9 protein-coding genes are annotated in these 15,164 nt (G+C 47.3%); 3 read left to right on the top strand and 6 right to left on the bottom strand.

Annotated elements, in window-relative coordinates; translation table 11 throughout:
- Window positions 1-98: 98 nt before the first annotated feature.
- The 3 genes from MKY97_RS28360 to MKY97_RS28370 form a co-directional block, all read right to left on the bottom strand.
- Window positions 99-1,724 carry a rhamnogalacturonan lyase B N-terminal domain-containing protein gene (locus MKY97_RS28360; protein WP_342553470.1) on the bottom strand — a complete coding sequence of 542 codons (1,626 nt, stop codon included), beginning with the start codon at window positions 1,722-1,724 and terminating at the stop codon, window positions 99-101.
- 217 nt (window positions 1,725-1,941) lie between these two features.
- The gene (locus tag MKY97_RS28365) at window positions 1,942-2,559 is read right to left on the bottom strand and encodes a hypothetical protein (RefSeq protein WP_342553471.1); all 618 of its coding nucleotides are present in this window, start codon (window positions 2,557-2,559) and stop codon (window positions 1,942-1,944) included.
- A 192-nt stretch (window positions 2,560-2,751) separates the two neighbouring features.
- Window positions 2,752-5,223, bottom strand: coding sequence for an S-layer homology domain-containing protein (locus MKY97_RS28370; RefSeq protein ID WP_342553472.1), 2,472 nt, complete (start codon window positions 5,221-5,223; stop codon window positions 2,752-2,754).
- Between the two features lie 206 nt (window positions 5,224-5,429).
- Between MKY97_RS28370 and MKY97_RS28375 the strand changes: the two genes are divergently transcribed.
- Both MKY97_RS28375 and MKY97_RS28380 read left to right on the top strand, forming a co-directional pair.
- Complete coding sequence (locus MKY97_RS28375) at window positions 5,430-7,766, top strand: AraC family transcriptional regulator (protein ID WP_342553473.1); 2,337 nt, start codon at window positions 5,430-5,432, stop codon at window positions 7,764-7,766.
- Between the two features lie 20 nt (window positions 7,767-7,786).
- On the top strand, window positions 7,787-9,436 hold the full coding sequence (locus MKY97_RS28380) for an ABC transporter substrate-binding protein (RefSeq protein ID WP_342553474.1): 1,650 nt from the start codon (window positions 7,787-7,789) through the stop codon (window positions 9,434-9,436).
- A gap of 518 nt (window positions 9,437-9,954) precedes the next feature.
- Here the strand turns inward: MKY97_RS28380 and MKY97_RS28385 are convergent.
- From MKY97_RS28385 to MKY97_RS28395, 3 genes are all read right to left on the bottom strand, one after another.
- Window positions 9,955-10,140 (bottom strand): hypothetical protein, encoded by a 186-nt coding sequence (locus MKY97_RS28385; RefSeq protein WP_342553475.1) that lies wholly within the window; start codon window positions 10,138-10,140, stop codon window positions 9,955-9,957.
- Window positions 10,137-10,958 carry a hypothetical protein gene (locus tag MKY97_RS28390; RefSeq protein ID WP_342553476.1) on the bottom strand — a complete coding sequence of 274 codons (822 nt, stop codon included), beginning with the start codon at window positions 10,956-10,958 and terminating at the stop codon, window positions 10,137-10,139. Before MKY97_RS28390 ends, MKY97_RS28385 begins: the two co-directional genes overlap by 4 nt.
- Before the next feature lie 315 nt (window positions 10,959-11,273).
- Window positions 11,274-13,397, bottom strand: coding sequence for a TerD family protein (locus MKY97_RS28395; RefSeq protein WP_342556482.1), 2,124 nt, complete (start codon window positions 13,395-13,397; stop codon window positions 11,274-11,276).
- Between the two features lie 572 nt (window positions 13,398-13,969).
- On the opposite strand from MKY97_RS28395, the gene MKY97_RS28400 reads away from it, so the two are divergent.
- Window positions 13,970-15,127 (top strand): hypothetical protein, encoded by a 1,158-nt coding sequence (locus MKY97_RS28400; protein ID WP_342553477.1) that lies wholly within the window; start codon window positions 13,970-13,972, stop codon window positions 15,125-15,127.
- Window positions 15,128-15,164 lie beyond the last annotated feature (37 nt).

Below are 15,164 nucleotides of genomic sequence, written 5' to 3' on the forward strand. Positions count from 1 at the left end.
CAACCGAATTACACTGACATTCATCTGAAACCATACCAAAAACAGCCCGACCTGATATACTTCATTCCGCCGGGCTGGATTGATTAATGATTTTTAAGTTAATGCAGCAGTTCCACACAATCATAGACCCAGCCTGCACTTAACCAGTTCCCTAGATCACTAGAGCCGCTGATTGGTGTAATGGTAATTGTATTGGCGCCTTGAACAAAGTAAGATGCAGGAATGTTCCAGCTAAAGGTCGTGTTATTGCCCCGGTACGTGCCAATGGTGAAGCTGCGTGTTTTCGGCTGTGACGAAGGAGCTGGATTACTTAATGTCTGCCCGTTGATGGTTACACTTGGTCTGCCATTATTGTATGCCGCCGTAATACCAATATTGAATACATGCGAGGAAGATGCCTGTGCTGCATTCAAGTTGAAATTTACGGTGGTAGGTGAGTTCTGCCCACGGAACTGAATGGCAGGAAAACGGTTCACTGCACTGCCTGGCGTATAATTTACCGGTCCCCAGCTTGGATTGCGGCTGTCCGAAGGATGACGAATGGGTATCGTTTGTCCATTCAGGAACTCTCGTGGTGTCCCGTCCCAGTTCCCGATCCGCCAGATGCTGGGGGCTTTGCCTGGATCATTCGTAATGGTGCGGGTATTTACGGTTGTTGTTTGTCCTGCATTAACAGTTACATTTTCCGTGTATACTGCAAGTTCACCTTTATATACGGTCATGGTATATGTCCCCGGGATCATACCGTACTTGGCAGCAGCCCCGCTGCCAGAAGCATTTACCCAGTACTGGGCGCTGCTGTTCGCAAATCCGATGGTGTAGGCATAACCTGACTCCATGTCCGAAAGCCCGTTTAACACCACATTGCCCCGGCTGGTGACCCACCCTTGCAGATTCAACCCCGACATCCAGCTGAAATCAGGAACTGCAGGTGTACCTCCCGTTGTAAAGATAAGCGCATACGGACCATGCAGGCCGAGGCGCCAGTCCTCAGTCTGTGCATGTCCCGAATTCATGTAGTTGTAGACTTCGGTTTCAGAGCCGCTCTGGAACTGAATATCACGGAAGAAGGGACCGCCTGAACTTTTCTCCCGATTGCCATAGGCCATATATACCCCGACCCCGCTGCCGGTCACCCCTCTGACAGACAGGTCTTTTGCCTGATCATTGCCGTAATATTTGGAGGCTGTCTGGCCATTCGCAAACCCGAACACATCCTGACTTTCAATCGCTCCGGTATTCCCCCGGTTGTTTGATTGAACGGGAACCCCTGTCAGCACACTTCCGTTGCCGCGGAAAATATAACGAAGCTCTCCGATGGACGGCTGTGCCGTAATGTGGGTAGCCATATAAATGATGTTCTCACCGCCGCGCGAAGCGTAATAATGAGTCAGCGTGTTGGTGGAGACGGTGATCAGCACCGTTGAGCCGGAAGGTGATTTATTCCACGTTACGTTGGCAGAAGACCCTAATCCCGAACCAATATGTGACCCTCTGCTGCTGTTCAGCTCGGTTCCATTCATCTTGGCCGAGATAATATCTCCATTCGTTTTATTTACGATATATGCAAGTCCCGATCCGGTGTTTACTTCGATTCTGGAACCATTATCAGAGACATGGATAGTCGCTGCATGGCTTGTAGAGGCAGGAAAAGTGAAAACGGAGGCAAACATAACGATGAGCAGCAGCACGCTCCATCCCTTTCTAGCCAAACGGTAAGTCATGTGAATATCCCTCCTGAGATTTATTCATTTTGTAAAGCGCTTACATTTTGTCGTATACGCAAACTTTCTACATTGTTTTCAACTTGTATCCCACCTTCTTCCCATTTATATTTCTAATCTAAACCTCTTACAATCACATCTATATAATACCATTATATTACATATTTTTACAGCGATATTGTCATGCTGCACTTTCTTATTGGGGAGATGCGACCTGTTACTTGGTGTGCATCACTAGCTTATACTTGTCAAAAGTCCAGCCACTGCTGATATGTTCAGCAGCCTTCCTGCTAATACGCACCGAAGGCTTTTGTAAGGACAATGCACCTGATTCGGGAACCAAAAACCGCAGCAGTTTTGTTCTCGTTTTGATCTCGCTCACCAGTTCTTCGTACAATTGGTATGCCAGCGGCCGATGTTCCCGGATATCCTCATAGGTGTAATCTGCTCCTTCGGCACCTTCTGCCTGAATCCGAATGTCTTTGGGGAGCGAAATCATGATGCAGGGCAGCTCATCCACAGCCCACTGTTCATGATACGGGAAACTGATCCCTTCATTTCTGACGAAAAAACCTGCTGTATCCTGATCCAACGTAAGCACGATGGAGTATACAAAGTGTGGAAAATAGTCCGCCGCTTTCTCAGCAGCAGCATAGTAACCATAGAATCGATGATACGCTTGAAGCACCTGCTGCTTGTCATACGGGGTCTGGACATGATTGGTAGAAACAAATAAGGCCCCCTGATGATTGAAAAGCTCGAAGATTTCATCCAGTTCTTCCGGTGTGATCCAAAACTTTATTTTGTAAAATCCGCTATTATTCACTCGACTCATATTCTCCCCGCCTTTTATGTAATTCACATAAATTATAAACCACATTTTACCACATCCATAGATGAGCTTATAGTCTACAGTACATTCCTAAGCCAAAATTAAAATGACCAAAGCGGTTCGATATTCGAACCGCCTCGGCCGTTTTGATCTGATGGTCAAATGATAAGATGATCTGTTGTGACTAGATTACAATTACAGTCCTGCAATCCATGATTTGATTGTGCTGTCACTTTCCAGTGCACGGACGATGATGGTTACCGCCTCAGCGCGAGTCGATTTGCCGTTAGGCGCGAACTCGGAATCAGTCAATCCATTCACCAGTTTCGCGGAGGATGCCAGCTCGATTGCTTCAGCCGCCCAGTATCCGGATTTCACATCACTGAAGCTGTTCTTGGTTCCTGTTGCGAGTGTGTTCAAGTCCAGTACACGAGCCATGATGGTCACCATCTCGGCACGACTAATCGCTCCATTCGGCTTAAAGGAACCGTCTGCGTATCCACCAATTACGCCTTTATCCGCCAAGGTACCGATGTAACCCGCTGCCCAGCTTGTTTTTGTATCTTTGAAGCTGTTTGCCGCTTTATTTTCACCAAGGCCAAGTGCACGAGCAATCATTGCCGTGAATTCAGCACGAGTAACGGATGCATTCGGCTTAAATGTGCCGTTCTCATATCCGTTGACGACGCGCAGTTTCAGTGCAGCATTAATGTTTTTCTTGGCCCAGTGTGTGGAGATATCACTCATCGCCAGTTGTTCATTCTTCGTCGCTTCAATTACTGCATTTACGTTTTTCTGAACGTTATCCTGGCTGACAATATCCGATTTGAACGGATTCGTCGTTACTGCACCCGGATTCGCAGTATCTTTAACAGCAAGGGCAATCCGATCATTTTGATATACAACCTCGGTTGTATACTGGCTTGGCAGACCCTTCACTTCCACCGATGCAAATTTACCATTCAGTTTGTTCGCACCGAAGCTGATCAATGTGAGATTTGCTTGTGCAGGTACGTAGTTGTTGTCAAAATTGACCTGCAGCTTACCGTTGGCATTCACGGCACCTTTTACATCCAATACATCACTCGCACTGCTCACGTTCAGTTCCAGCGTACCGCCGGATGCCTGTGTGAAATCACCCTGGATATTCCATTTACCCTCTACATTCTCTGCAACCGTACCACCGTTATTCACAACCGAACCGGCACCGAATGCATTGGCTGCATCCCCTTCGAGCGTACCTGCTTTCACTTCGGTACCGCCGGAATACGTATTGTTACCCTGCAGGTGCAGCACTCCGCTGCCCTCTTTGGTCAGCTTGCCTGTACCAGAGATGTCATTGCGCCATACGTCTTTGGCGTTAAATCCACCTTTAGCTGCATCCATGACTACCGTTACATCTGTGTTAAACGCGCCGTATCCATCTGCTGCCGCAAACAGGTTAAGGCGTCCCCAGCCTTCCGGATCATCCAGCACTGGATAGCCTGATGCAATCCCTGTTGTGGACAGTACCGCACGGCGCTGCTGCTCGTTCAGGTAAGGCTGTCTTGTTTCAAGAAGCACTTCCGCACCTTTAGGCACCTGCACCGCTTCGGTTGTGGAGCCGATCTGCGGGAAGCCGTAAGTCAAACGCTCGCTGTACTCGGATTTGTTGCGAGCATAATCTGTGAAGCGATCCTTACTTGTACCCGTTTCTTTCAAAAGAATGTCATGTGCTTGAGCATATGCCTGCTCTTTCAGCTCTTTATTATCCGGATCATTCAGCGCAGATGCTGCAAATGCTGTTGCAAGCACACGACCGCCCATAACATCCAGAGGGGAGTGCATACCGGCTACGATTCGGTCATCGCCCATCTCGGAAGCACGCGTCATAAGCTCCTGGTAGCGTTCAGGTACAGCGTAAGCAAGAGCAATGGCTGCAAGGTAGGACGCATTCGTGTGACCGCTCGGGAAACCGCCATCCGTTTCAGGTTTGCTGCTCTTCACGGCAGCGAGTGAAGGCACGATAAGGGATTCACCCTGCCAGCGGAACGGGCGTTTATATTGATAGAACATTTTTGCCTGTTGTGTTGAAGCGTAGTCACCGCGAACTTTGCCGATCAGATCTACCATTTTACCAAGCTCCGAATTAGAATCCCCTGCTTTGTTGGAATCATTTTTATCCGAATACTTGGTTGTCGCTGCATCTGCCGGAATACTTGTAATAGAAGTAAATGTGCCTGACTTCTCCCGATACACACCAGCCAGTTTCCCCAGACCTTCTACTGCGCCATAGGATTGATTCGTACGATCGGTATAGTAGGCAGCATCCTCGTCTGCTTTGGAACGTGTTTTGGCACGCTGTGCCACATAATCAATGTTGTAGTCCAGTACAGCACTGTTCAGCTTCGTACCATTATCCCAAGCACTTCCTGGTGTCCATAGATCGAGGAACTTGGATAACGTTCCAATTGCGGGATTATTATTTACAGTCATATTGTCAGGCTTGTTATTTTTGTACGTATCCACGAAGTAACCCCAGGCCGGTTGTTTCGGTAAAGCTACCGGATCATTATTCTGTGCAGCAAATGCAGCACCTGGAGCTATGGAACTTGTTAGAACGACCAAACCTAGAGCAGCAGTGAACAATCTTTTTTTGTTTTTGTTGTTAGCCATTTTTGTTTTCAATCTTGTCGACTCCCATCGTTTAATAGTTGGTCTCGGTTCGGTCTCAATGTAGCATTCGGGCCGTCAGACCAGCAATAAAACAATTTCGTCATTGTATCAATTTCGACGCAATATCATAAATCTTCAACATTTTACATCAAGTTAATATAAATCGTGAACCTTACAGAATTCGGGTAGTGTATAATTTGGGCCGGGAGGAATGCCTGATGAAAAAATGGAGCACTGCATGGGCTGGACTAGCCCTTTCCTATGGTTCAATCGTGATTGTTATTGTGCTGCTGATCTGCTCTTTTTTCTATATCTATTTCTCACGCAGCTATAATGAAGAATTAAGGAATAAGAATCAGCTGATTCTTGAAAATACAGCACGGACTATCGAAGAAACTATACTAAAGCGAGTACAGCAGATGTATGTTGAACTGTCTCTGGATAGATCAGCCAACATCCGGCTCTTTGCGGACCAGGAGGATCGAAATGGACTTAATCAGGTCGTAGACCTGCAGGAACTGCTCAAAGCCAAAGCTGCAGCTAATACCGACATTGTTCAAGGGATTCATCTCTATTATCCCGCACGTAACATTATGCTCTCTTCACTCTACGGCCTGCGTTATGGGGCAGATCAGAGTGAAGGATCTGTTTATTACACAGACTGGCTCCAAGAGATGCGTACCAGCAAGCACAACAGTCTCTGGACATCAGCACGCCCTATTCCAAAGGACATTTTCTCAAGTCAGACCGGGGATACCAATGAATTGTTTACATATGCGCACAGTTATCCTTTTCGTTCCACAGGGGAAACCAGTGACGTCATCATCGCCATTGATGTCAAAGAAGAGGCTGTGAGTCACATCATTGAGAATATGATGCCTTCCCAATATCAGCATACGGTGATCGTCAACGCGGCCGGAGCTGCGGTAAGCAAATCACAAGAGCAGGAATCCGGACAGTCTGACATGTATGCAGCTAGTCTGAAGAAAGTCCTTAATCTAGGCGATGCAAAAGGCAGCTTTGACGAAACAATCGCAGAATCGCCATACGTTGTATCCTATCAAACGCTGCCATCAACCCACTGGACGATCTACAGTGCAACCCCGTCCAGCTATTATTATGAACAATCCATCATGATTCAGAAGCTTATTCTCGGAATCTGTTTAGCCGCACTGTTGATCGGGCTGATTTTATCAGCCGTACTTGTTCGTGCGAACTATAGTCCGATCAAACGTCTGGTAGGACGTATCAAGGATCTCACTGGAACGGCATCGAACCAGATGACTAACGAGTTCCGGCTGATCGACAGTGCATTTCTTCATCTTAAGGAACAAGTGAGCAGCCTTGAAGAAACGATGATCGCGAACAGCGCAGCTGTCCGGCATAAAGCAGTGCTTAACCTGCTGCAGGGTAACCCGGAACATCGACCGTGGAAAGAGGAACGAGCCGCTCTTGGTATCGCAAGGCCATATGCTGAATACTGCTGTATGCTGATGAATACAGGAGCAAGCTCTGTAGAACCAGATTCTATAGACCAGCCGGAAGCCATCGCCAGACTGATGCATGGACTTGAATGCTTGTCCCTGCAGGACAGCCGTCTCATTGCAGAAGAGCTGCCGGATAAGAGACTTGCTGTCATTCTCTGTACCGACGTGGCTTCAGAGGCATTGTTGGACAAGTTCGCCCAGCTGCTGCTTGCGGAGACACGGCAGCAGCTCCAGCCGGACATTCAGCTGTCTACCGGATGCTGGGTCAGTGATTTGAGAGACATCCACCAGAGCTTCAATGAGGCACATACGTTGATGAAATATGCTTATTTTTTGCCTGAACTGCACATTCTGAAGGATCATTCCCTGCTTCAGCGTGAGCACAGTCTGGATGAAATTCCTCAGACCCTGCTTGCCAAGTTTCGAGACAAGCTTCAGGGCAGGCAGCTGGATGAGGCTGCAGGCACGATTGAACAAGTGGCTGAACATATGCGAAAGGGACAGTATCCGGCTGATTATTGCCATTTTATTCTGTCGAACATGGTGTTCATCTACTCGGACGCAGCCAAGAATGTACGTTATAAACACCCACTGCAGTTCGGGCACCCCGATCTGTACCATGAGTATACGAGTCTGCGTAATATTCTCGCATACCGCAGCTGGCTGACAGCATCGATCACCACATTTATGGAAGAGACCGAAAATCGCAATAGTGACCGTGCTGTCTCAACCATTGAATTGGCGAAGCAGTATATTGAAGCCAACCTCTCCGAGGATCTCTCACTTGAGGCTGTTGGGACCAAAGTATTCCTAAGTCCGAAATATTTGAGCAAGCTTTTTAAAGAAGAGATGGGTGTAACCTACACCGATTATGTCACATCCCGACGAATGGAACAGGCCAAGGTATTGATTGAAAACAACAACATGACCATTGACCGGGTCGCAAGTTCGGTTGGCTACGGCACAACTGCTTATTTCATTAAACGTTTCAAGGAAATGTACGGATGTACACCAGGGAGTTATGTACGAAGTCTCACCTCGGCAGCGATGCCGGAGGCCGGATCATGAGTGTAAGGAGGATGAGCGGGATGAATACGAGAGGACCGAGAATGAAAACACCTTATCGCTATCAGATGTTCCTGACTACAGCGCTGCTCACCATGATGGGCGTTATTCTTGGCGGCTGCAATTTGCTGACAGGGCCCAGCGCTATGGTTGATTCACAAGAAGGCAGCACGCTCTCCCCTCTAAAAGACAAAGCCAAATATCACATCTCATGGACGATGCATCAGAACTTGCCTGTACCCCAGGATGCCGAGATGCTGCAGGTAGTGGAGGACCGGTTTGGTGTAGATTTAGACATTTGGAATATGGAAAACAATAAATACGAGTCCCTCCTCGACATGAAGCTGGCTCAAGGCAGCATACCCGACCTGTTTCGAATCCGGCAGCCGCAGGATCTGTTAAAGTACCAACAGCAAGGAGTACTCGCGGAGATTCCGGTAGAGACACTGCATACCTATGCACCAAATCTGATTCGCATTATCCATGAATACGCTCCGGCCTATGAAAATGCAGGAGTCATCGACGGTAAATATTACGGCATACCTGTCATCAATCCGACTAACATCTATCGCACACCTGTAGTGTTCAGGCAGGATTGGCTGCACAAGCTGGGTTTGGCTGTTCCACAGACGCTCGCAGAATTCGAGAAAGTCATCTATGCATTTACCTTTGAAGATCCCGACGGCAACGGCATTCAGGATACGTATGGTTTGTCCAGTGAAGGCATGAACGTTGTGTTTGGAGCCTTTGGTCAGATTGTTTTTGCAGATCAGCTGTACTTCGGCACAAAAGACGGAAAGAAAGTTATCGGTGCGCTGGAACCCGAGATGCAAGAGGCGCTGGCCTACCTGCGGAAATGGTACAAGGACGGTGTCATTGATCCAGAGTTTGTCACAGGGGAGAATAAAGGCGGATATAAACATCTATCCCATGCGTTCATTAACGGTAAAATCGGGATGACTTCGATGGGTAACTACTACCACTGGATTCAGGACGGCGATTATGAGGATTGGCGTGTCGACCATGAAGGTAAGGCATTGAAAAGCCCCTCTCAGGCAGCATTTAACGTCAAAGAATTAAAGTCCAAGTTTCCTGAGGCACAGGTTATTTTCGGTGAACCGTTCGTCGGCCCCCACGGACAGCGCGGCTCCAAAGGAAACGATATGTTAATGAGCTTCACTGCGATCGGAGCCGATGCGGTGAAAGAACCCGGCAAGCTGGAGATGATGCTGCGCATTCTGGACGAGGTCAGTGCAGACCCGGATCCGGACAAGGCGGCAAGCATGACCTTCGGGGCGGAAAACAAGCACTGGGTCTGGACACCTGTCGAACCCCGAAATGTCATCGTCATGCCCCCGTATGACGCCATGTTCGGATATCAAAATACGATTGGTGCCAATATCGGAATGACCGTTCCACTGAAACAGACAGGAGAACGGGAGCAATGGGCAGCCGCGCTGCACCTCGATCAGGACGGCATATATAACGCGCTGGAAGTCGCTACCCCCGCTCTAGCCAACTATGGCGACGCGTTGATCCGGCTAAAAAACAAAGCCTATATCGCATTTATTACGGGCGAGCGGCCGCTCAGCGAATTCGATGAGTTCAGACAAGAGTTCATGTCCGCAGGTGGAGCGGAAGTGGTCAGTGAAGCGAACGCGTGGAAGCAGTAAGTTTGGAAGGTAAGTACAAGCTATGATATGACACGCAGCTTCACAGTAGTTTGGATTTTGAAACCTTCGAAACTCGGCAAACCGATCCAATATAACCTGGTTTGCAGCCTGGCAAGTTAGAGTGAACTCCGATTTTACTCGCAGCTCACCCACGTGTATGGAGATCAGTAATCTATATGGAACTCAACATACGAATGTGAGGACGCTAGTAGACTGGGGGCCCCTCTATCTTCTAACGATCTCTAGAAACCTTATTTGGGTGATTTTCTCACGTTTAGAAATATAACGATCCCCAGCGACGCTATTGCTGCCGAAAAGCACCACAAATGAAGATTTTACAACCAAAATGCGCAAATAACGTTTCTCAGAATCGTTACGTTTTCAAACAGGGTAAAATGCCTCAAATAGCGTCATCTGAAATCGTTAGCCGCTGTCTGTAATATACTGACCATCCTTGCCCATGAAGCGGATCACCGCATGCTGCGAGCTAGCTGCACGTGGTGCGAAAATGGACCTTTTCATCTCTCAACAAGCAGAAGCAAGAGCAGTATACTGAACAGCATCACTACCAGAATGGCAAAACAAATTCCTGCCCATACGACATGCCTCTTTGATGCCTGCGGATTAACGACTTTGCACATAAAGTAGATAAACATATAGCTGAACAGGGCAGCAGCGATCAGAATAACAGGGGTAATATTCATATTTCATACCCGGATGCCTTGGCCACCGTCAAATATGCCCAATCTCCTCCGCGCTTGATTGGACTGTTTCTATCGGCTTGAAACTTGGTAACCGCCTCGTCATACTGCTTATTCTGCGCTTCGCTTAAACTCCCAACGTATCGCTGTCTCGCCTGCTCAAATTGGGCTTCTGTACCGTAGCGATAGTAAAAATAAGGGCTGAATACCCTCTGCTGCAGCTCTGCATGCTTTTCATAGTCCTCATGTTTTTCTTGATCCTCATGTTTCTCATCTTCTTCATACCTCAGATGTTCTTCTATCACACGCTGAGGATCCGATAAAAGCTGCTCAATGAGTGGAATCTCATGCTGGATAATATATTCCGTCATCGATATAAGGCTTTCCTTAAATGCGTCCTTGCCAAATAGTTCATACCACTTCAGCTCCGAATGCTGATAGTAACTTTCCGGCAGCCCCGTATGTGCCTTTCGCTTAGTATGCGTAACCTTACAATGCACCATAACTTCTATACTCGTTCCTGACCTATTATGTCTATTAGCCTGAAGATAGATGGATATGATAAATTCCCGCGTTTTCATCTCGATGGCTTTACGGGATTTGATAATCTTGAACCCAGCCACTGGAAGCAGGTCCCGCAGTGATTTCAATGTGAACTCAATCAGCTCTTGAGAGGATGACTGCTCGTTATATGCATACTGACTAAGTACCGAATCCATGCTTGTGCTTCTACTTACGTCGACGCTGGTGTTTATTTTCACTTCTATGCTTGCATCCATACTTGGTTCTATACCTGCACGTTGACTTGTATTTTTGTTCAATGTAGATCACTCCTTTTTAAAAAGAAAGCAACAATCCTAGAGTCACGCCAAGGTTACTATAAAATGGAACTGGCAGTCAAACAGGTCAAAGAAGCAGCCTTGCGGCTGCTTCTTCTCATCCCTATACATTTCTAAACGCATGCTGGACACTCACCACAACTGCTATTTACTATTTACTATCTACTCTACTATCTACTATCTATCTACTTCTAACCCCTAATGTTTACTATTTATTGTTAAATTACTATTCTATACCAATTACTAATTCATAATTGGTATCCACGACTTCGCTCCAATTCATGTCATACTTACTGATCAAGCCAGATACTCTGCCATAATCTGCTCTATATCATAAGGCGTTACCCCTTCATCAACTGCATAGATGGTATCGGCCTGCTCCTTTGTATCCACCAGTTCACCTCGCGCTTTGGCGTGCAGCAGGAACAAGTTATACAGATCGGGTTTGCGCAATGTGGTCATGGCCTTCCCCATCAGCACAATTCCCTTTTGATTCCCTTCCACATTGTTGTTGTAATCCGGGTATCTCTTTAACGCCAGATCGGTCCAGATTATTGTTCGCTCCACCAGATCCAGAATAACGGGAATCGCAATCTGAGTATCGGCGGTAATATCAATCTTGTTCTCCACCGTGGTAGGCTCATAAATTTCGCCCGACCCGGGCTTTTTACGCATCATCCAGCCCGCAAAACATTCCGGCAAGTTACAGTACGGATGGCTGGTGAAGGAGTGCAGCGTGGTTACCACATAACGTCCGCCGTAATTCACAATGGAAGGCATATGCAGATCAATAAATTCACTTGCTCCATACGGCGCAGTTACAATATCCCCGCTGTGGACGGCCTTATACCTGACAGACCGCAAATTCGTATACGAGATATGTTCGACGTAATTCCAGTTCTCGTCATACATGACTGCCGACAGGTCAATATCCACTCGTCCCGTAGGCGTGCCGTCCACCTCGCCCTCCTTCCACCAGCTGAAGAAGCGTATCGTATCGCCCTCTCCCATCGGGATGCGGCTTCCCCGCACAATGGTCCGTAAAGCTTTGCTCGCAGATCGCTGGGAAAAAGGAACCAAATAATGCTGCAGTCGTTCATCAACATACGTCTTCCCCAGTGAAGGAAATGCAGCAAACCGTGTGATCAAAGCCTGCTCGCATAGCTGCACCACTTCCTGACAGACTGTTTCATCAAGCTTCGGCAGCTCATTCGGAATGCCAAAAGCCTTGGCGACATTGCCTTTAGGGAAAAAGACACGCAGATTCTGAGATTCATTTCGCTGTGCAAAATGCTGTCTCACCTGTAATAACACTGGCGTCGATACCTTTGCAGCTGCCTCTTCAAAAGCCAGCAGCACATACGCCTCATCCTCTGTGATGCGCAGCATATGATCCAGTTTTCGCGCAAATTCGCCCGGACGCTGAGACAGCAGATCAATCAAGCTCCAGATATTGCGATACTGGAAAGCCAGCTCGACACTGCTGTTGAAGGTCGAGAACGGCTTGTTGTTTCGCAGTATATCAAAAGCCTCCTGGCAGCGCGGATACCTATGCTTGTATTCGGATGGGTGCAGAATCTCACCCAGCCTGATCCAGCGATTCTTGTAGCGGAGCATATCCTCTGTGATGGAGCCGCATTGTTCCAGCAGGCTGAGGAGCAGGCGGCGCTCACGACGTTTAAATTTACGAAAAGGTGAGGCTGCTGCCAAACTGACGTCCCCCTCCGACCAAGATACTGCCAGTCGGAGCACATCGCTTGCCGTTTTGAAATAAGACCCGATGCGTTCCATGCTTGCCAATTCATATTTCAGCAGCACCGCAACGACATAGCCCACATTTTCCTTGAACGGAATCTCTGCAGGCAGTATTGCCTCAACATCACTTGGGTCTGCATGCTTGAGTACATGTTTGATGTCTTTTTTGTCTGTATCGGAGATAGAACCCTTTGCTTCAATCAGTTGACGGATCAGCTTCAGGAATGCCTGCTTGTTCCCGAGGTCAATGACTTTCAGCTTCGTTTGCTCCAGCAAAGGAGACCGCACACCCGCTGCCACAGCCGAAGGCTCGAAATCATCCAGCGTAAGATGTGTCAGATAATGAAGAACCGCATTCAGATACAGCTCTGCGTCGTCCTCTTCCATCACTTGTTCCGGGAAACCTTTATACATCGGTTTGTACTGCACATGGGCACCAACCATGACTTTAAGATCTTTGATCAGCTGTTGAACCAGCACTTCGAACTGCTCCTGAGTCAGCGTTCGCAGCGCCTGCATCAGTTCAAGCGAGAAGGTGAAGCCGAGGGACTCTATATTTTTGAGCACTGTCGCCAGAACTTTTTTAGGAAGCCGATGCTGCCGCTGTTCGCTCGGTTGAATCATCAGTTTGCCGGCTCTGCGCACATAAATGCTGTTCATTCTCATATTGGTTTCCATTATACTGATGCCGCCATTCATATTCGTACTGCTGCCCTCATCGGTATTGTAGTTATCGTTGTTCTCATTATTGTTATTGTAATTTGTATTGTTCATGATCAAAGAGTCCAGGAAAGCCATATCCCTATATAACATTTGGTGGTTAGCTTGAGAAGGAAGGAATATGATAGCCTGGACGCCTCCTCTCTGAATTGAAATCTTCAGGAGAGCGGCGACCCTGGAATCTCCAATGATGTGTAGAAGGAAGGATCGCCATAGCCTGAAGGCCAAGGGCCCGAAGTTCCGATGTTCGTAACCCGAACCTTTGGTGAACTCATCATCTCAGAATTTGGGTTTCGTGAGCAGGGTGAAAGTATTACGACATGATTTTTTTATGCTTTTTTGGATTATTTTCAGGAGAAAAGATAGCCGGGTAGAGGAAATTGATCTAATCCGCATAGCTGCAGCCTACAGAGTGAGTATTCAAACACGTATCGAATAAAGCCGAAGGATAGAATAGAATGAAGATGGAGGCAGAGCTGTAGAAAGTCACGACATACATAGAAACGAGGTTGCCTGAAATGAATCTACAAAATATATATAACGATTATTATCGCATCCGATTCAATCTTTCATTGGAGCCGACACATGGCAATATGATGGCATATGGGCTGTATGAAGATGACAGTGCAGACTTATTCTTTGCTGATCATCCAGAAGAAAGCTTTACTGGCTGGCTCACCGAGCTGCGCCCCGAAGACCCGTACTATGGATCAGTACCCGATTGGAAGCCTGTCCTGTCCGAAACGTTTGATCCACTTGATGTGTATGATGAGATGATTCTGTATTACCTGCTGTTCACCGTAAACAGTACGCTGTCCATGAATACATACAATACCTACAGTGCGATGAATGATCTCATGAAAAAATACAGCTTCCTTCAGCTGTCCCATCTGCGCGACATAACTCGGTTAGATCATGGGCAAAAACAGCAGCTGCACGAATATCTCTTCTTCTTCTATCTCTATGCGCATCCGGTTAATGATGAAACGTTACATGCCTGCTCATTCCATGGGCAGCGTTTGATTCATACAAAGACGGGGATTCCTCTGGAAGATTACTTCACCGCATATTATGATCATTACATCAGTCATCGAGACAAATACAGCGAACAGATTGTCATCTCCGCCGAAGAGATTCAGGCCTGCAAATATCTTACCCTGGAGCTGTTACACGTCCTTGAGGGACGATCGAACAAGCTGCACCTTCCCCTTGAGAGCGGTTTGGAACCAGCGATTCATCTTATCAACGACGTTGATGGCATGCTTAAACTGTATGCGAATAATCCCGCTGCGCTGTTCCAGATCATTAGAGACCTGCTCGCGGGTATGACTATGTATACAGACATAGATACGAACAGCGATGCGGATGCCTATGATCATAGGATCAGTGTTTCGTCTGAGCACTGTTCAGAGAAACCTGTATCATACCGTGACCACTGTTTTACCCTTTTGCTTCAAAATTACGCTTTGTACGTACTATTCTTTGATTTTGAAGAAATACGGGTACTCGTGGAGGCTTTCCAAGATATCCCGGAGGAATGCAGTTTCATCCTTAGCAGCATGTTCACAGACACCATCTTCCTTCAGAGAATGATGAGGCAGCACCAGATTGATCTTGCCCATTACCCGGAAGTTACCCGATTCTTTAATCAGAAGGCCAAGCAGTGGTATCTGTAATCCAAAAATAAAGCCCCTACCAAACGTTCGCTGCACA

Origin of the sequence: Paenibacillus sp. FSL R7-0652 (assembly GCF_038595045.1) — a bacterium.
Classification (GTDB): Bacteria; Bacillota; Bacilli; order Paenibacillales; family Paenibacillaceae; genus Paenibacillus.